We start from the raw sequence: 15974 nt of genomic DNA, 5'->3' as shown, positions 1-15974 counted from the left end.
GGCCTGGCGAACAGAGGTGGCCGGACGGCACCCACAGACCACGGGCCTGCCGACCGTCTGCGACTGGAGGGTACCCCCCGGGGGGGGGGATGGTCAGGAGCTGCTGTCTGCCGGCATGCCGTGCTGGGGCTGCAGGAGTTCGTGGCAGGTCCCAAAGTCGTCGCGGAAGATCGCGGAGATGCCCCACGGCTTCTGTTGCGGCTCCTGGAGAACGGTCACCCCTCGCGCCGACAGTTCCTTGACGGCCGCGTGGCAGTCCTCGACGGTGAACGTGCAGCCGAAGAGCGCACCCTCGGCAAGCAGCGCCTTCAGCTGCTCGGCGGACCGGGCATCCTGCCGCGGTGCTCCCGGGACCATGAGGCTGAGCTGCAACTCTGGCTGGTCCTCGGGGCCCACGGTGAGCCAGCGCGGGTCATCGCCGGACGGCACATCCATGCGCACTTGCAGGCCGAGCTTCTCGGTGAAGAAGGCCTTGGCCGCGTCCTGGTCCAGCACCCAGACCACAACCGTGTTCACTGCGGTAATCATGACTTCTCCTGCTTATCTGAGGCACATCCGATCACCCACGGGGTGCGGACGGGCTTACTTCGTCGGCGAGGCCACAGGCTGCCCGGGCAGAGCCGCTGCCTTCTCCCGTGGGGAGAGGACTGTTGCCGCCCGCCGAGGTGGCTCCTTGCCGCTCGGACGTCTTCGACCGTAGAGCGGCTTTAGGACAGCTGGCGTCACCAATCCCTGGGAACCTGGACGGCATGACCCAGGACCTGCCCGCCCGCATGCTTCGCCTGCTCTCCCTGCTCCAGATGCGCCGCACCTGGACCGGCGCCGAGCTCGCCGACCGCCTGGACGTCACCCTGCGCACCGTCCGGCGTGACATCGACCGGCTGCGCACGCTGGGCTACCCGGTCGAGGGCACCACCGGCACCGCCGGCGGCTACCGCCTGGCCGCCGGGGCCGACCTGCCGCCGCTGCTCCTGGACGACGAGGAAGCCGTCGCCATCGCCACCGCCCTGCGCACCGCCACCAGTGGCGTGAGCGGCGCCGCCGAAAGCGCGGTGTGCGCCCTGGCCAAGCTGGAGCAGGTGCTTCCGGTCCGGCTGCGCCACCAGGTCGCCGCGATCCATGCCGCCACCACCACCGTCCCCTGGGACACAGGACCCGGGGCCGACCCCTCCGCGCTGGCCGTCCTGGCCGCGGCCTGCCGCGACCAGGAGATCGTCACCTTCACCTACGCGTCCAAAAGCGGCGGTACGACACCGCGACGCGTCGAGCCGCACAGCCTGGTCGTCGCGGGCCACCGCTGGTACCTGATCGCCTACGACACCACCCACACCGGCTGGCGCACCTTCCGCGTGGACCGGCTCACCGAACCCGCCCCCACCGGCCACCGCGTCACCCCCCGCGAGTTGCCCGCCACCGACCCCCTCGCCTTCCTCGCCGCACGCGTCGCCGCCGCCCCCACCCGCTACACCCTGAGCGTCACCGTCCCCACCGACGCAGCCACCGTCCTCGAGCGCACCCAGGTCCTGCCCGAGCGCGTACGGAGCGCCGACGCGCACACCAGCACCATCGAGCTGGCCGCCGACACCCCCCGCCGCATCGCCCTCCAGCTCTTCGACCTCGCCCCCGGACCCGGCAGCACCTTCCAAGGAAGCCCCGAACTCGCCCAGCACCTGGAGGGGTTCGCGCAGCTCCTGCAGGAAGTGGCCCGCGCGCTCACCGCCGGCGAGCCCGACGAGACCCACGCCCCCACCACAAAGGATCGCTGAGGGCCCCGCCTCCAACCGCCCGGCTCACTTGGGCGGCAGCTCGGCCGTCGCGTCCAAGGCCACCTGCAGCCCGTGCGAGCCTCTCGTGGGCTGGTCGTCTTCCAGAACACTGAAGTCGACGGTTAGGGGCCTCTTTCCGGCCGCACATCCACCGCCTCTGAGGGGAGAGTTCACGCTCCCGTGGGGTGGGGGAGGCAAGAGTGAAACGCGCTCCCGGGGACAGCCATCGTCCCCTACGCCCCGGTCCTGGCGGCCGCACGGGCTTGTCGGCCGGGATCGGCGGGGAGTCGCGAGGTCCAGAGTGCAGTACGTGAGCTGGGCCCGGCCGCCGACGATCCGGCCCTCCCGCCGCGCGGCCAGGACAAGAGGGCCCATCCGACCCGAGAATCCGGGGCCAGCGGCCCGTCGCCGCTGGCCCTCCTGCAAGCAGCGGGGAGCTGTCCTGTGTCGCGTACCGGCAGGCAGCCCGCGCGGATGCCGACCTGGGCGCCCTGGGCGCCTCCGGGCCCGGCCTCACATCCCGGCGCCCCGACCCGTTCCCGACCGGCAACGGGCGTCCGAGACCTCACTGCTGCGGCGTCCGGAGGCAGCCACCAGGCGCAACCAACAACTGGAGACCGAGAACAGGGAGTTGCGCGAAGCCCTCGCTCTGGCGCTCGGGGAACGACGCACCGCCGACCTGCCAGGACATCCAGGCGACACGCCGAAGAGGAAATCTTCCGCCGTCATCGGGCCGTGCTGACGCGAGCGTCGAGGACACCATCCACCACACATCGCACCAGGTCAGGAGGTCGCCCGTCGCGCGGGCTCAAGATAACGTCCGGAAGCGGCACCTCATCTGCGACCACCGCAGCCTCGTACTGCTGGTCATGGTCACCGATGCCGGAGCCCAGGACTCACTCGTGGCACGGGAGCTCCTGTTCCGCCTCGCACTCCTGCGCCCGGAGATCTCCATCGTCTGGGCCGACTCCGCCTACGCCAAGAACCAGCTGGCGCCCTGGGCGGAGTGGGGGCAGTAGTGCCGGCCACCGCGAGGGTCGACCCTGCCGTTGCGGCGTATCTCCCGGCTGATGGCGGACGGGCTGCGTCTCAGCTCAGCAGCTATCGCACGGACGGTGGCTCGCTCCAGCAGGCGGTCGGCGATGTGGATCCGATCGCTCTGACACAGGTACCGGGACGGGCCAGAAGGCGGCACCACCGCTCGAGCTGTTCGAACCCGTGGTGCCGCGTTCTGTCGTCGATCGCCACTACGACCGTTACGCCATCGGCGCCCAGCCTTCGGATTGATACCGACGATCCGGCACGCCGCACTATTGCTGAACCCCTGCTTCACGAGCTGGAAGTATTCAGCTCGCTCAGCAGAGAGCGTCTTCCGACCCTGAGCCGTCCGGATCTCCCGAATTTTGAAGTCCATCGCACCCCTTGAGCTGGGGTGTTGCGACGACCACTAGAACGGGACGTTCTCCTCATTCGGTGATGGCGCAGGGTGCGCAGCCGCGCGTCCCGGGCACGTCCCGGGCGTCCTGATGGCGCTCGCCCCCTGGCCGGCCCGGTCGTGGTGGACCGAAGGGGGCTTTACGCTTGTGTCCATGTGGGCCAGCTGCGAAGGCTGGGCCGGACGGCGACCGTCCACAGCAGGCGAGCGAAACCACACCCTGACCGGGGCCAGGCGGGCCGGAGGGGTGGCGTAGGCGGGGAGAGCCACTGCGCGGATGCGGCTTTCTCTGCTCCGAAACATCAGTACGTGCGTACTACTGCGATATCAGGCGCACCTCCGTCGTCCGGTCGCCGACGCGAAGACTAGAGGGGATATAGGACATCTACCGTCCTATATCCCCTCCATGCTTTCCGTGCAGCTTTTCTGCATGAAAAGGAGTTATCGCCATGAACAGGACTGGAAGCGCCGTGGGTGGGGAGAAGGCGCTGGCCGGGAAGGTGGCGCTGGTCACGGGAGCGAGCCGGGGCGGGGCGCGGGCGATCGCGGTCGAGCTCGGCCGGGCCGGTGCCACCGTCTACGTGACCGGCCGTACCGGTCGGGGTAAGGCCAGTGAGACGGGCCGGCCGGCGGAGACCGTGGAGCAGACCGCCGAGCTGGTGACCGCTGCCGGCGGCGAGGGGATCGCCGCGGTGGTCGATCACCTTGAGGCCGAACAGGTGCGGGCGCTGGCCGAGCGCATCGACCGGGAGCAGGGGCGGCTGGACATTCTCGTGAACGCCATCTGGGGCGGGGAGCACCTCGTCGAGCGCGGCAAGAAGATGTGGGAATGCGACCTGGACCAGGGTCGGCGCATGCTGCGGCTCGGTATCGAGACGTACTACGTCACCAGTCACTGCCTCCTGCCCCTGCTGATCCGCCGCCCGGGCGGGCTGGTCGTGGAGCTCACGGACGGGACCGAGGAGTTCAACCGCGCCAACTATCGTGCCCCCTTCTTCTTCGATCTCGCCAAGTTCGCGCCCTTCCGGATGACGTGGGCACTGGCCGAGGAAATGAAGGAGTACGGCTGTACAGCACTCAACCTCGCCCCGGGCTGGATGCGCACCGAGGCGATGCTCGACGCGTTCCGCATCACCGAGGAGAACTGGCGCGAGGGCCGCAAGATGGACCCTACGTTCGCGATCTCCGAGACCCCCGTCTTCACCGCCCGTGCCGTCACCGCGCTCGCCACCGACCCGGACGTCGCCCGCCACAACGGCGCCTCACTGTCCGTCGGCACCCTCGCCAAGGAGTACGGCTTCGCCGACGCCGACGGCTCGGCCCCCGACTCCGTCCGCTACTTCCAGGAATTCATGCGCACCGGGCACGCCCCGAACGCCGACGACTACCGCTGAACGCAAGCCGCACACCCCCGCTATGAGCCGCCCCCCCGGTCACCACCTGCACGAAGGACGGAACCATGCCCCTTGAAGAAGTCGCGGTGCTCGCGCTCGCGTTGCCGGAGGCGGTGGAGGAGGAGCCGTACGGCCCTCGTCGGCCGGTGTTCAAAGTCGGCGGCAGTATCTTCGCCATGCTCGCGGAGGCGACCAAGGACCACCCCGAGCAGGTGACCCTCAAGTGCGAACCCGGTCTCGCCCTGCACCTGCGCGAGCAGTACGAGGGGGTCCGCTCCTGGTACGAGGGACGCCGCTGGCACTGGATCACCGTCCCCCTCGACGGCACGGTGCCCGCCGAGGAGCTCACCGACATGGTCGCTCACGCCTGGGAGTGCGTGGTGGCCGGGCTGCCGCCCGCCACGCGCGACCGGCTGCACCGGAATTCCGCAGCCCGGTCTCGAAAGGCTGGGTAATCGTCGAGTCTCATCAGCATCGATATGACCGAATGGGGACTGGCCTGCGTCCTTACGTCACGTAGCTGACCGCGGGGCGCTCCCGCGGGGGCGAGCTGCCCGGTCATCGTCCTGGTGACAGCGTGTGTGTGGTTGAAGATGCCTGGTCATGGCCGGTTTTCCGGCCAGCGGCCGCGGTGATGGACGACCGGGCTGCGGGCCGGCGGGCACCCGAAGCTCCGTCTGCACTTTCAGGGGGAGGTCATTGTCCGCCGAGGTAGTCGGTCTGTGAGGCGATCCGGTCCCCGCGCAGTCGCAGGACCGAGCAGAAGCCGGCGGTGACCGGCTCTCCCGCCGGAGGTAGGCCCGGGTGTGCCCCGGAGCTGGTTCCCGCGAAGCCGTACTCGACGGCGATGGCGTCCCCGTCGGCGATGATGCGCCGGATGGTGAACTTGCGGTCGGGAACGGCGCCGGCGTACTCCCGTAGGTGGCGCACGAAGGCGTCCCGGCCGGTGAAGGCGAGCCCGAAGGGCCCGCACTCGTAGGTGGTGTCGTCGGTGTACAGCTCGCCGAACCGGTGGAAGTCCTGGTCGTTATAGGCGTTCGCCCACGCGTGGACGAACGTGTCGCTGTTCATGGTTGTTGTCTCTCGGTTGTCCGGAACCCGGCTCAGGCGTATTTGCCGAGGTCGCTGGCCTGGAAGGCGGCCTGGTCGTTGATGCCGACGACGTAGCCGTCCGGGTCGCGGAAGTAGAACATGCGCTGGCCGGTGTGGTCGGTGTCGATGTCCTTGACGATCTCGGCGTGCCGGGAGATGCGGTCGTGGGCGCCGTCGAAGTCGTCCACGCCGAGGTAGAACATGCCGGCGAATCCGATGGGGGTGTCGGCCAGGACGGGCAGCCAGTTCTTCAGGTCGGCGTTGCTGTAGAGCATGGCGCAGAATCCGCCCTGGTAGAGCAGCATGTGGATGTCGTCGCCGGGGCGGGCGGTGCTGGAATCGGCGTCGAAACCGAGCTGTTTGTAGAACGCGATGCTGGCCGCGGTGTCCTTGACACTCAGGCAGGGAGCGAACGGCATGAATCCTCCATGGCCGGGGGTGTGGCCTTCACCAGGGTGCGAGCGGGGGCACCTCGCGGTTCCTTTCTCCGCCGGTGGGGGCGGGGGTGCACTCCGGGGGCGGCCGTCCTGGTGAGAGCAGCCGCTGTGAGCGGCTGGGGCCGGGGCTGAGGTCGTCAGTGGGTGCTGCTGATGCAGAAGGGCTGGCCGGAGGGGTCGAGCAGAACGGTCCAGTGGTCCCCGCCCGGCTGGTGGGCGGGCTTGGTGGCACCCAGTTCCAGGAGCCGCTTCTCCGCCGCCTCGACGTCGTCGAACCTGATGTCCATGTGGAAGGGAAGTTCGTCCTGGGGCCAGGTGGGGGCCTTGAACGACGTCGCGGACCAGAAGACGTACATCATGTCGCCGACCCACACGGGGAAGGCCGCCGGGTTGCCGTCCTCGTCCCGGTACGGCTCGGAGACCTGCGCACCGAGGGCGGCGGCGTAGAACTCCGCGAGCTTGCCTCCGTCCTCGGCCCAGATCGCGTGCGACAGGACCTTGCCGGTCAGGGCACTGTTGCCGGCGTGTGTGTCGGCCATGGTCTTCTCCTCTTGCTGCGGGTCGGCTGGGCGGGGTTCCGCCTTCTGGAGACGACCGTAACGAGGATGTAGGGCGAGGAATGTCCTATATGGCTTGTGGTGGGGGTTGCACGAGCGGGTGCCGTGACGCGTGGGTAACGTGAGGGCCATGGCCTATGACGAGGTGCTCGCGGAACGGGTGCGGGAACTGCTGGAGGAGACCGACGCGGTTGTCGCGAAGAAGATGTTCGGTGGGCTCGTCTTCATGGTGCGGGGGAACACGGCGGTCGGTGTGGTCGGCGACGACCTGCTGGTGCGCGTCGCCCCGGAGGACACTCCGCAGGCCCTCGCCCAGCCCGGCGCGCGGCCGTACGAGTTCCGCGGCCGGGTCTCGAAAGGATGGGTGCTGGTGGCGGGGGAGGTCCTCGACGACGACGTCCTGGACGACTGGCTGCACCTGGGCCGGGAAGCCGCTGCCGCGCTTCCGCCGAAGTAACCCCCTGCGTGACCGCCGCACCAGGGCGGAGGTAGCGGACGTGGGGTATCCAGGCCGATGTCGATACGGAAGGCCGGACCGACTGGTGCATAGTCAGTGTGGACACGACGCCGGCGCGTGCACTGACACGCCGCGTATCTCTGGATGACGCAGCCGGCCCGCTCAGTATCGTTCGGATGAGGCCCTGGGACGTTCCCGTGGCGGTCTTGCCTGCAGGATTCACCTGGCGGGGAGGGCGATAGGCGTCCGCTCGTGTTCATCACACCGGGCCCGTGGGGCGATGCCCCACACCTGATCTCCGGTCCTGGAATGCCTCTGTGCCCCGCGCCCGGTCGGCGGGCATCCGCGCACTCGCCCCGATCACCTGGGCGGCGGCAACGCGTACTCGTCCCACCGGAACTGCCGATACCTGCGGCGTCGGCAGATCAAGCGCATCAGTGGCGAGCGTGAGAACCAGCGGGCCGACCGCACGCGCTGCGGCAGCGCAGTCGGGCCGGCCCACCGGCCCGACAAGGAGACCTACAAGCGTCGCAACGACACCGTGACCCTCGCTGTCGTCCGCTTCTGGCTTCGCTCGTGACCCACTGGACTGTCCGTGGACGTGTCCAGGCTAGGGCTGGGCCGCGCTCTGCATCGGCGACTTCGGTCTCGTCGGCCTGTCCGACGACGACAAGGCCCGCGAGAGATCTCATGGCTCAACTGGTCGGCTAGAGATCCCTGTGGGCGGCCGGGGCTGCTCGGCCGATTCCGCCCCCGGTCCGGCCCAATGGCCCCGTAGAGAACGCTTCGCGCTGTGGTGACCGGCACGCTGGTGCAGCCTTCAGGCTTTGAATCAGCTCTGTCCGGCAGCGTCTGTGCGGCGGCTACGACCAGCGGGCGTCAGGCGCTGCCGGCGGTGTAGGTCAGGAGAATGCAACCGGCGTACCCCTCTTCCCCAGGTAGCCCGTCGTTAGAATCGCCAGGAACACCGGTGCCGCCCTTCCCACCTACGCCGCCACTGCCAGGATCTGCACCTGAACCAGGCGGCCAGGCGCAAGGCGATGAGCCGATACCACGACCACCACCCTGGCCGCCCTGGCCAGGTGTGCGCTGCCCTTTCTTCCCCGTAGGCTCCGTACCCTTCGAGCCGTCAAGGCCCTTTTCGCCGTCTTGGAGGACGGGGTTGAGGCCGCGGCACAGGCTGTGGGAGGCCCGTCCAGGGCTGCCACCAGCACCTCCCGCACGGTCCGAGCCACGGCTCCTTGCCGTCGCCGTCGGTATGCGGCACAAGCATCCATGGCCCGGGCCGTCGAGCGGCCCGGGCCATGTGTCGGACGACGGCGCGGATCAGTACTGGATGGTGTGGTTGTAGAGGATGTTCCGGGCCTTGGCGCCGGTGTCCAGGCCGTAAGCGGGCCGGTCGGTGAGGAAGTACTCGCGGAAGCTGGACTGCCAGGTCTTGGACATCATGGTGTTGCTCCTGGTCCAGCCGCCGTCGACCTGGGACCACAGGTCGAGCAGCGCGGTGGCGACGCGGGCCTCGCAGGCGTCGCCCTGGTCGATGCCGGTGGTGGTGCGGTCATTGGCGAGGTTCAGGGAACTGCCGTTGCCCCAGTAGTAGGTGGTGTCGTTGAAGGTGTGGAACGACACCGCGTTGGCGAAGCCCTCGGTCCAGCCGCAGCTGGTGGAGGAAGCGCGGTTGACGTAGTGGGGCGAGCAGTTGGTCACGTTCGGCCACCAGCCTTTGTAAAGCTTGCCCATGAGGGCGTGGCCGGCTTCGTGGACGGTGGTGTGCTCGGAGTCGGGGTCATTGTCCGCGAGGTGGATCTTGTCCTCGCTGGTGGTCCAGTACGTGCCGTCGGTGGAGCCGGGGTACCACTGCACCGTGATCGGGGTGCAGCGGCCGTCGCTCTGGCTGCCGGCCCAGCAGCCGGTCGTGGAACCACGGTTCCACCACAGCTTGTTGAGGGTGTCGAATGCGTGCCACGCACGGCTCTGGCCGCCGTTGGCGTACACATCGCCCAGACTGATGCTGCGCGAGACGTTGTCCTGCGAGTACGTGGCGGTGGAGTAGAGGCGGCCGTTGCCGTCGACCACCGACCACATCCCGCCGGCCTGGGTCTGGAACTCCACCCAGAGCTTGGAGGTGACGGAGGTGCTCGGGGTGTAGCAGAGGTTGAACCTACCGTCGCCGTTGCCGGTCATTCCCGTGGCGAGCTTCTGTGTACCGCTGTTAGCGGTCGGCTGGCCCCACAGGGTGATGTTGGCGTTGCTGACTGGCTCGTCCCGGTTGGCCTTGCCGTTCCAGCTGCCGCCTTCGGCGGACTGGAAGCGGTTGCGGTAGGAGCCACTGACGCAGACCTGCGCGGAGGGGGCTGCCGGGGCGGTGGCGGCCGGCCCCGGGGCGGGAGTCTTGGGGGCGGCGAGGCGCGGCGGCCGGGTGCCGGGCCCGGGGCCTTGGACCGGGGCCGTGTCGGCCTTGGTGACCGACATGCCCTTGGTGGAGGAACCGTTGGCCCTGCCGATGGTGAGCTCCACCGAGTCGTGCCCCGCGCGGCGCGGGTCGGGCCGGTCGATGTCGCTGACGTCCGCCTGGATCTGGGCCGGTCCGGCGGCGACGGCCTTCACCTTGAGCTTGATGGTGCGGGTGCCGGGGGTGAGGTCGAGCACCCGGCTGGTGCGCTGGCCGAAGGTGTCCGTCGTGCCCGCGGCCAGGCCGGAGTCGTTGCCGTTCATCCGGAGCGCGGGCGGCAGCTGGACCGAGAGACCGGCGTGCTTGACGCTGGTCCGCGCTGCGACGTCCACAGTGAGGGTGGCCTGCTCGCCGACGGCGGGCAGGCGGTCGAGGGAAGCGGTGACGCCGAGACAACTGAGCGGTGCCTCGGACTCCTTGTCCGCAGAGGCGATCGTGCAGGCGCCGGCCTGAGGTGGCGTGCCGGCGGAGGCGGACGGCGCGGCGATCGTCGCCAGACAGGTGCCGATACCTGCCAGCGCGGCCAGAACGGTGGGTCTCCGGAACCGTATTCGGGACATGGGCATGCCTTTCTGCGACGTGCACAACCGGGTTCGGCGCACGTCGGCAGGGCTGAGGGGGGTTGAGTGCTTCGCCGATGAGTAGAGCAACAAACAATCGCTGGCCATGGGTTGACCGCGAGTAACAACGGGCGAAACCATATACCTATGGCTTGAACATGTCACCGCTTTCCGGGGAAGGCGCGAACCAGTGGGCGCTCGTCACTCCCCGGCACCCAGGGCCTGGCTCAACAAGGCTGCTGTTGGCCAGACTGCGGGATCGGCCATGCGAGAGGGGATGGGCTCGCGCCGCGGCATGCCACGTAGGCCGAAGACCCGGGCCCCATAGCTGCCCTCCCCGCACCTCCGGGTCGAGGACGGCACGGACGACGAGCCATGCTCCGGCGTCCTTGCCCAGTGCTGTCTGGGCGCCCAAACGCCGACCGACCGGGCTATCGGGCCTGATAAACAGTCAACCGGGAGGCCGCGCACAGCGGTACGGTGGCGGGCGGGCCAAGCGGCATATCGTGTATATCCGGGTAGGTGCTCATGACCACGCGCACGCCAAACCCCCGGCTCAGCGCCCTTGTCGCTGAGTCCGGCCTTACCTATGAGGCCCTGACGAAGGCCGTCTGAGGCGTCGTCGCCGAATGCGGCACGCGCTTACGCACGAACAAGTCCAACGTGGAGCATTGGATCTCCGGCTCCGTGCCCCGTGGGGACACCTCCCGCTACCCCGCCGTCGCGCTCTCCCGGCTCCTGAGCCGGCTCCTGACCCCTGCCGATCTCGGGTTCCTCTCCTGAGCCGGGGCTGAAAGTGACACCATCGGGCTGTCCATCGGGGCTGCCCCCTGGACGCACTGCTGCTGATGTGCAGGTACGAGTTGGACCGCCGCCGCTTCCTGACGGCCTCGGCCTGTTCCTTGGCCGCCGCAGCCCTGCCCCTGACGCACGTCCAGGACATCGCCGCCCGCACCGCCGCCGTCCGCACCGGCCACACCGTCGGCATGGCCGAAGTCGCCGCCGTCCGCGACATGATCACCGCGTTCTCCGAGATGGACGAACGCCACGGCGGACAGCACGGCCGCAGCGCCCTGGTCACCTACCTCCGCGACGACGTCGCCCCGCTGTGCCCGGCCCGTTTCCGCACCGACGAAGTCCGCCGCCAGCCGCGGCGTCCACCTCGGATGCCGCTGGCAGGTGGGCAAGCGCCCGTCCGGCCGCCGCCTCCCACCGGGGGGCTCCAGGACCACCAGTGGCTCGACCCCAGCCGCGATCCCCAGGTGGCGATCGGCTCGAACGGGGGCGTGCCCTTCCCCTGCGCCATCAGTTCCGCCCAGGACAGCGGTGGGGGACCGGTGTCGTCGGCGGGGAGGCAGCGCACGGCGGTCGGGGCGAGCCGCACCGCCTGCCAGAGCGAGCAGCCGTCGATCCTGCTCGCCACGGGGAGGCCGCATGCCTCGCAGGCCATGTTGGGGCAGTCCGCCCCGTTGAGGCCGCAGTAGTAGCCGCCGCCTTTCTCCGGGATCAGCAGCATGCTGCGGGTGTCCCCGGGCGCGATGACGACCGCACCGGGCGCGCCGTCGGACAGGCCAGGGACCGGCGCGTAGATGCCGCGGGCCGCTGCCTCGTCCGGATCGATCTCCTCCCACCTCCGCCACGGCGGACCCGAGGGCTCCGGTTCCACGGCGAATCACCGTGGCCATGGGCGACGGCTCACGGGCGGCTCTTGAGCCGTACTACCCGGGACCAAGCCGTTCTCGGCAAGCCGCTCACGAGCGGCGGGGGACGGCGTCGACCCTGGCGCGAGGCGAGGACGTCGAGGCGCGGGGTGACGGTGTGCGCCTCGGGCGGGCCTGCCGCAGGACAAGCGCGCCGCTGGTGTCGGAAGGGGTCGACAAAAGCAACAGCCCCTGGGTTCTGGCATTAGTCCTGGGAGTCGTTGCGGGTATCTGCGCGCTGCTGTGCTTCCCCTTCGTGCTGGTCCACACGTGGCATGCGGTGAAGGACTTTCGCGTCCATCGCAAGCGGTCCGGCTGGTCGCTGAGCGTCGGCCCCGACGGGATCACCACCACCGACGCGTTCCGCCGCACCGTCGCCTGGGAACAGGTCGGGGAAGTATCACTCACGAATATCCAGGCCCGGACGCGGCACCGCTATACCGGACTCCACGTCCGCTTCACGGCCGACACCGTGGTCCCCATGGCCCGCCCGGCGGGATGGTACGACCTCGAGCCAGCTCCCCGCGGGAAAAAAGGAAACGTCCCCCTGTGCGTCCTGGGCCCGATGACAGAGCAGCAGCGCTTCGATCTCACCAACGCACTCATCCACCACGCCGGCGAGTGCTGGGACGCAAAAGCCGACGAGTCCCCATGACACCTCGACGACGGCCGATCCACCCATACCGCACCCTTGCCGCGTATGGCGAAGCCATCGCCACCGGCCGCGAGCCCGCTCGCCCCTGACCAAGCACATGGAGCTCGTCTCCTGGCTCAAGACCGAGCACGGCCACGCCAACGCACTGGTCGCCCACACCCTCGCCGAAGACAGCGGTAAGTAACCTGACTGCCCGGCAGCCGTCCCAGCCCCTCGCGAACAGCCGCTACGCCGGAGTCGGCGGTGGGCTGGTGGCGGCTACGCGCTCTTCGCCGCCGACTGCCGGACTCACCGGTCGGCTCAACAGTATCCAGCACTACCAACCCCTGGGCCAGGGGAACCCCACCACTCCGACGGACGCTCCACTCCGCGTTCGCGGGGCGAGGGGCTCCGTTCACTTCTAGGGACAGCGAGGGTCAGCGAGTTCGGATGGCAGTCGCCGAGCCACCAGCTCCGAGTCGTACGTAAGTTTTGACGGCAATGGACGTGTCGTTGGGCTTCGCGAGCGCTGTTTAGGGTGTGGCCATGCGACTGGTCGAGACGGAGATAGCCCAGTGGAACTGGAAGGGCATGCTGTGCGGGTGCGGCGACTCGGCAGAGCATCTGGGCCGGGATCTGCTGTCGCTTGCGGGCAGGGGAGCCTTGAGGGAACCGAGCCATGTCAGCCTTGAGGAGCATGTCTGGTCTTCGGCGGTCCTGTGGGAGCCGGCCCCTGCGGTGACATCGGTTGTTCTGGCGGCTCTCGCGGACGACGTCGCACCGGCGGGGCGCGAGTGGTTCCTCGACCTCCTGCAGTGCATGGTGGCAGGTGGGGGCACGGACAGGGACTCCGCTCGACGAGGACTCGATCTTCCGGAGTTGTGCCGGGACATTGCTGTGCAAGGTCTGTGGCTGCTCTATGAGGAGGTGATGTCGAATCGGTCCGGTGGGGCCGGCATCGCCTTCGAGATCCTCACGGTGGTGGAGCCCGACAGGGCTCGCCTGCAACGAGTCCGGGAGATCGCAGCCGACTGGCTGCCCGCGTGCTGCCGGACCGGCCTGTGCGATGACGACCTGCGTGCCCTCGACCGCTGACTCCGGTTGAGCCGTGCGACCCGCCGCATGTGGTTCGGCGGCTGGACGAAGACCTTTCCCGATCCTTGACTCTGCGCGGCGATCGTCGACCGTCTGACCTTCAACGGCACGATCATCGAGACCGCTGTAGCGGTCGACCCTGGGGGTGAACACCCGGAACAGCGGCTGTTCGACGGCGAAGTACTCGTCGATGCTCCCCGGCCTGGGCTCGATTCGGCGCACAGCCGCAGCATGCGGCAGGTGGCATCGATGTCGTCGTCGGCCTGCTCGGTCAAGCCTCGCTGGCGGTTGGTGGAACAGTCATTGTGGCTGTTCCACGAACGGAGCCCCCAGAGGGCTGTGGGACGTGCGAGGAGGAGACCTCAAGCGGGCAGGTTTGTGTCGATGACGAAGCCGATTTCGATGACCTGGCCGGGAAAGGTCAGTTCAGTGATGCCCAAGACCGTGCTGGCCGGGTGGTGGTCGCCGAAGTACCCGAGGTTGCCCTCCGCCGTCGCCGCGGCATTCCGGCGCAGGTTCACCACGTACAGGGTCTGCGAGACGACCTGGTTCCGGGTGGCGCCGTAGTGCTCCAGGACCTTGTCCATGTTGGCGTAGGTCTGCTTGAGCTGGGCGGCGAAGTCGCCCGCGTAGAGGAACTCGCCTTCCTCATCGAACGAGAGCTGTCCGGAGACGTGGATCAGCTCGCCGGACTTGATCGCCTGTGAGTAGCCGAAGTCGCTCTCGGCCGGCACGTTGTAGTTGAAGACATCGATGGTGGCCATGGTGCTCGCCCTTCCGGTCTGCTCTCTTGTAGTTACTCGGAAACTGTAGGAGAGTGACGGTTGACCTGGAAGAACGCACTTTTCGGTGACTGGGGAACCCGATGGTGACCAAGCAGCTGCTCAAGGGCCTGCCCGAGGACGCGGATCTGAGGCGCGCGGACTCCCTGGCGCGGGAGATCTTCTCGGACGTCGCCAACAAGTGGGCGCTCCTGATCATCGAGGCGCTCGGCGAGCGCACCCTGCGCTTCAGCGAGCTGCGGAACGAGGTCGAGGGTGTCAGCCACAAGATGCTCACCCAGAACCTGCGCATGCTGGAGCGCAACGGCCTGGTCGACCGGAAGGTACACCCCACCGTGCCGCCGCGAGTCGAGTACACCCTCACCGATCCGGGCCGGGACCTGCGCACCGCGGTCGACGCCATCTGCGGCTGGACCCACCAGCACCTCGGTCACATCGAGAGCGCACGCGGCCGTTTCGATGCCTGACGGGCACGCGGCGACACCCTCGCGCGTTGCGCGATTTCTTGATCGGTCTCACGCTGGTGGCCACCAGCGTGGCCCGCGCTCCGCTTGATCAGGCTATCCGAGCCATCCTGTGTCACAGCAGCCGGAGCACGGTCCTGCGGCTGGTCGAAGCCCCTCCCGAGCCCGGCCAACCGGCCCCGCGCGTGCTGGCGCCGACGAGTACACCACCCGCAAGGGTCGCCACTACGGCACCGTACTGGTGGACGCCGAAACCCGCCGCCCGGTCGATCCGCTCCCGGATCGGGAGGCCTCGAGCCTGGCCGCCTGGCCGGCTCTGGACCTTTTGTCAGGATCTTCTGCACGGCAGGGCGGGGCTGACCCCGGTGGTGGGCTTCGCGTGTCCTTCGTCCGCCGGCCTCCAGCCCAGCCCCCCAATCCTCCGCCAGCTCGAACGCCCGCACCTCAGGATTCGTCATGCCCGCCACCCATCACCGCACCTTCGACGGCGAGCCGAGCGCCCTGCTGATCACCGGCACGGTCGGAGTCGGCAAGACCTCGACCGCCGATCTCCTCAGCGGCCTCCTCGCCGATGCCGGCGTCCCCCACGCCGTCATCGACCTCGACCGCCTGTGCCAAGCATGGCCCCCGCCTGATGACGACCCCTTCCACCAGCGCCTCCTCCTCGGCAACCTGCGCGCCGTGACCACCAACTACCGGTCCTTCGGCGTACGGCACCTCGTGCTGGCCGGCGTCGCGGAGAACGCGGCAGAACGGAATGCCTACCAAGCCGCGCTCGGGATGTCGTTGCAGGTGTGCCGCCTGACCGCGGACCTGCCCACCATTCATGGCCGACTCCGCCAACGGCACGAGGCCGACCATGACACCGAGTCCTTGCCGTGGCACCTCGAACGAGCCGAAGAACTCGACCTCGTCCTCGACCGGGCCGCCATCACGGACATCGCCGTCGATACGACCCACCTGGCACCCGCAGACGTCGCTGCCACAGTCCTCGAAGCCACTGGCTGGATCCGGGCTCAGTAGATCGCGGAGAGCTGAGCACCGTAGTTGTCCACCGGGGCCAACTACGGTGGCCAGCCACAGCTGCGCGATGGCTGGCCACTGATACCGCTACCCGGCCAGTGACATGGTGGGTGGGCGGTCCCGTTG

General features: G+C 68.9%; 15 protein-coding genes and 6 pseudogenes. 12 read left to right on the top strand and 9 right to left on the bottom strand.

Going from position 1 to position 15974, the window contains the following annotated elements:
* Positions 1 to 93 precede the first annotated feature (93 nt).
* Positions 94 to 528: a VOC family protein gene (locus RM609_RS04505; protein ID WP_311608081.1), complete on the bottom strand. Its 435-nt coding sequence runs from the start codon at positions 526 to 528 to the stop codon at positions 94 to 96.
* Positions 529 to 749: 221 nt separating this feature from the next.
* Between RM609_RS04505 and RM609_RS04500 the strand changes: the two genes are divergently transcribed.
* Positions 750 to 1766, top strand: coding sequence for a helix-turn-helix transcriptional regulator (locus RM609_RS04500; RefSeq protein WP_311608079.1), 1017 nt, complete (start codon positions 750 to 752; stop codon positions 1764 to 1766).
* 386 nt (positions 1767 to 2152) lie between these two features.
* On the top strand, positions 2153 to 2785 hold the full coding sequence (locus RM609_RS04495) for a transposase (RefSeq protein ID WP_311608504.1): 633 nt from the start codon (positions 2153 to 2155) through the stop codon (positions 2783 to 2785).
* Here the strand turns inward: RM609_RS04495 and RM609_RS04490 are convergent.
* Positions 2764 to 3180, bottom strand: a pseudogene (locus tag RM609_RS04490) (helix-turn-helix domain-containing protein); the annotation flags it as partial. The gene RM609_RS04495 and the pseudogene RM609_RS04490 overlap by 22 nt on opposite strands.
* 470 nt (positions 3181 to 3650) lie before the next feature.
* Between RM609_RS04490 and RM609_RS04485 the strand changes: the two are divergent.
* Positions 3651 to 4595: an SDR family oxidoreductase gene (locus RM609_RS04485; RefSeq protein WP_311608078.1), complete on the top strand. Its 945-nt coding sequence runs from the start codon at positions 3651 to 3653 to the stop codon at positions 4593 to 4595.
* Positions 4596 to 4660: 65 nt separating this feature from the next.
* Entirely contained in the window at positions 4661 to 5050 is a 390-nt protein-coding gene (locus RM609_RS04480; RefSeq protein ID WP_311608077.1) for an MmcQ/YjbR family DNA-binding protein, read from the top strand.
* Positions 5051 to 5291: 241 nt separating this feature from the next.
* On the opposite strand, the gene RM609_RS04475 is transcribed toward RM609_RS04480, so the two are convergent.
* The 3 genes from RM609_RS04475 to RM609_RS04465 form a co-directional block, all read right to left on the bottom strand.
* Positions 5292 to 5666 (bottom strand): ester cyclase, encoded by a 375-nt coding sequence (locus RM609_RS04475; RefSeq protein ID WP_311608076.1) that lies wholly within the window; start codon positions 5664 to 5666, stop codon positions 5292 to 5294.
* Positions 5667 to 5698: 32 nt separating this feature from the next.
* Entirely contained in the window at positions 5699 to 6106 is a 408-nt protein-coding gene (locus RM609_RS04470; protein ID WP_311608074.1) for a VOC family protein, read from the bottom strand.
* A 155-nt stretch (positions 6107 to 6261) separates the two neighbouring features.
* A complete protein-coding gene (locus RM609_RS04465; protein ID WP_311608072.1) occupies positions 6262 to 6663 on the bottom strand; it encodes a VOC family protein in 402 nt (133 codons plus the stop codon).
* 148 nt (positions 6664 to 6811) lie between these two features.
* Between RM609_RS04465 and RM609_RS04460 the strand changes: the two genes are divergently transcribed.
* Positions 6812 to 7138 carry a TfoX/Sxy family protein gene (locus RM609_RS04460; protein WP_311608071.1) on the top strand — a complete coding sequence of 109 codons (327 nt, stop codon included), beginning with the start codon at positions 6812 to 6814 and terminating at the stop codon, positions 7136 to 7138.
* 1326 nt (positions 7139 to 8464) lie between these two features.
* Here the strand turns inward: RM609_RS04460 and RM609_RS04450 are convergent.
* Positions 8465 to 10150: a mycolysin gene (locus RM609_RS04450; protein WP_311608069.1), complete on the bottom strand. Its 1686-nt coding sequence runs from the start codon at positions 10148 to 10150 to the stop codon at positions 8465 to 8467.
* 201 nt (positions 10151 to 10351) lie between these two features.
* Positions 10352 to 10574, bottom strand: a pseudogene (locus RM609_RS04445) (SDR family NAD(P)-dependent oxidoreductase); the annotation flags it as partial.
* Between the two features lie 212 nt (positions 10575 to 10786).
* Here RM609_RS04445 and RM609_RS34705 point away from each other — a divergent pair.
* A pseudogene (locus RM609_RS34705) lies at positions 10787 to 10933 on the top strand (hypothetical protein); the annotation flags it as partial.
* Positions 10934 to 10998: 65 nt separating this feature from the next.
* Positions 10999 to 11238: pseudogene (locus RM609_RS34700) on the top strand (hypothetical protein); the annotation flags it as partial.
* Between the two features lie 73 nt (positions 11239 to 11311).
* Here the strand turns inward: RM609_RS34700 and RM609_RS04440 are convergent.
* A pseudogene (locus RM609_RS04440) lies at positions 11312 to 11816 on the bottom strand (hypothetical protein); the annotation flags it as partial.
* Between the two features lie 152 nt (positions 11817 to 11968).
* On the opposite strand from RM609_RS04440, the gene RM609_RS04435 reads away from it, so the two are divergent.
* The 3 genes and pseudogenes from RM609_RS04435 to RM609_RS04425 all read left to right on the top strand — a co-directional run bounded on the left by RM609_RS04435 (position 11969) and on the right by RM609_RS04425 (position 13579).
* Positions 11969 to 12505 carry a hypothetical protein gene (locus RM609_RS04435; RefSeq protein ID WP_311608067.1) on the top strand — a complete coding sequence of 179 codons (537 nt, stop codon included), beginning with the start codon at positions 11969 to 11971 and terminating at the stop codon, positions 12503 to 12505.
* 79 nt (positions 12506 to 12584) lie between these two features.
* A pseudogene (locus RM609_RS04430) lies at positions 12585 to 12689 on the top strand (DUF4287 domain-containing protein); the annotation flags it as partial.
* 341 nt (positions 12690 to 13030) lie between these two features.
* A complete protein-coding gene (locus RM609_RS04425) occupies positions 13031 to 13579 on the top strand; it encodes a hypothetical protein (RefSeq protein ID WP_311608066.1) in 549 nt (182 codons plus the stop codon).
* 362 nt (positions 13580 to 13941) lie between these two features.
* Here RM609_RS04425 and RM609_RS04420 read toward each other — a convergent pair whose 3' ends face one another.
* A complete protein-coding gene (locus tag RM609_RS04420) occupies positions 13942 to 14343 on the bottom strand; it encodes a RidA family protein (RefSeq protein WP_311608065.1) in 402 nt (133 codons plus the stop codon).
* Positions 14344 to 14444: 101 nt separating this feature from the next.
* On the opposite strand from RM609_RS04420, the gene RM609_RS04415 reads away from it, so the two are divergent.
* Together RM609_RS04415 and RM609_RS04410 are read left to right on the top strand one after the other, a co-directional pair.
* The gene (locus RM609_RS04415; RefSeq protein WP_311608063.1) at positions 14445 to 14828 is read left to right on the top strand and encodes a winged helix-turn-helix transcriptional regulator; all 384 of its coding nucleotides are present in this window, start codon (positions 14445 to 14447) and stop codon (positions 14826 to 14828) included.
* A gap of 453 nt (positions 14829 to 15281) precedes the next feature.
* The gene (locus RM609_RS04410; protein WP_311608062.1) at positions 15282 to 15848 is read left to right on the top strand and encodes a P-loop NTPase family protein; all 567 of its coding nucleotides are present in this window, start codon (positions 15282 to 15284) and stop codon (positions 15846 to 15848) included.
* The last annotated feature ends 126 nt before the right edge of the window (positions 15849 to 15974 follow it).

This window comes from Streptomyces hesseae (assembly GCF_031845785.1).
GTDB lineage: Bacteria > Actinomycetota > Actinomycetes > Streptomycetales > Streptomycetaceae > Streptomyces > Streptomyces hesseae.
Note: the sequence above shows the minus strand (reverse complement) of the source record. Positions and strands in the feature narration are given on the sequence as shown.

Coding starts and splice junctions, on each gene's coding strand:
- RM609_RS04480 (WP_311608077.1), top strand. CDS start 4,661: ATGCCCCTTGAAGAAGTCGCGGTGCTCGCGCTCGCGTTGCCGGAGGCG.
- RM609_RS04410 (WP_311608062.1), top strand. CDS start 15,282: ATGCCCGCCACCCATCACCGCACCTTCGACGGCGAGCCGAGCGCCCTG.
- RM609_RS04450 (WP_311608069.1), bottom strand. CDS start 10,150: ATGTCCCGAATACGGTTCCGGAGACCCACCGTTCTGGCCGCGCTGGCA.
- RM609_RS04420 (WP_311608065.1), bottom strand. CDS start 14,343: ATGGCCACCATCGATGTCTTCAACTACAACGTGCCGGCCGAGAGCGAC.
- RM609_RS04460 (WP_311608071.1), top strand. CDS start 6,812: ATGGCCTATGACGAGGTGCTCGCGGAACGGGTGCGGGAACTGCTGGAG.
- RM609_RS04425 (WP_311608066.1), top strand. CDS start 13,031: ATGCGACTGGTCGAGACGGAGATAGCCCAGTGGAACTGGAAGGGCATG.
- RM609_RS04505 (WP_311608081.1), bottom strand. CDS start 528: ATGATTACCGCAGTGAACACGGTTGTGGTCTGGGTGCTGGACCAGGAC.
- RM609_RS04485 (WP_311608078.1), top strand. CDS start 3,651: ATGAACAGGACTGGAAGCGCCGTGGGTGGGGAGAAGGCGCTGGCCGGG.
- RM609_RS04475 (WP_311608076.1), bottom strand. CDS start 5,666: ATGAACAGCGACACGTTCGTCCACGCGTGGGCGAACGCCTATAACGAC.
- RM609_RS04465 (WP_311608072.1), bottom strand. CDS start 6,663: ATGGCCGACACACACGCCGGCAACAGTGCCCTGACCGGCAAGGTCCTG.
- RM609_RS04470 (WP_311608074.1), bottom strand. CDS start 6,106: ATGCCGTTCGCTCCCTGCCTGAGTGTCAAGGACACCGCGGCCAGCATC.
- RM609_RS04500 (WP_311608079.1), top strand. CDS start 750: ATGACCCAGGACCTGCCCGCCCGCATGCTTCGCCTGCTCTCCCTGCTC.
- RM609_RS04415 (WP_311608063.1), top strand. CDS start 14,445: ATGGTGACCAAGCAGCTGCTCAAGGGCCTGCCCGAGGACGCGGATCTG.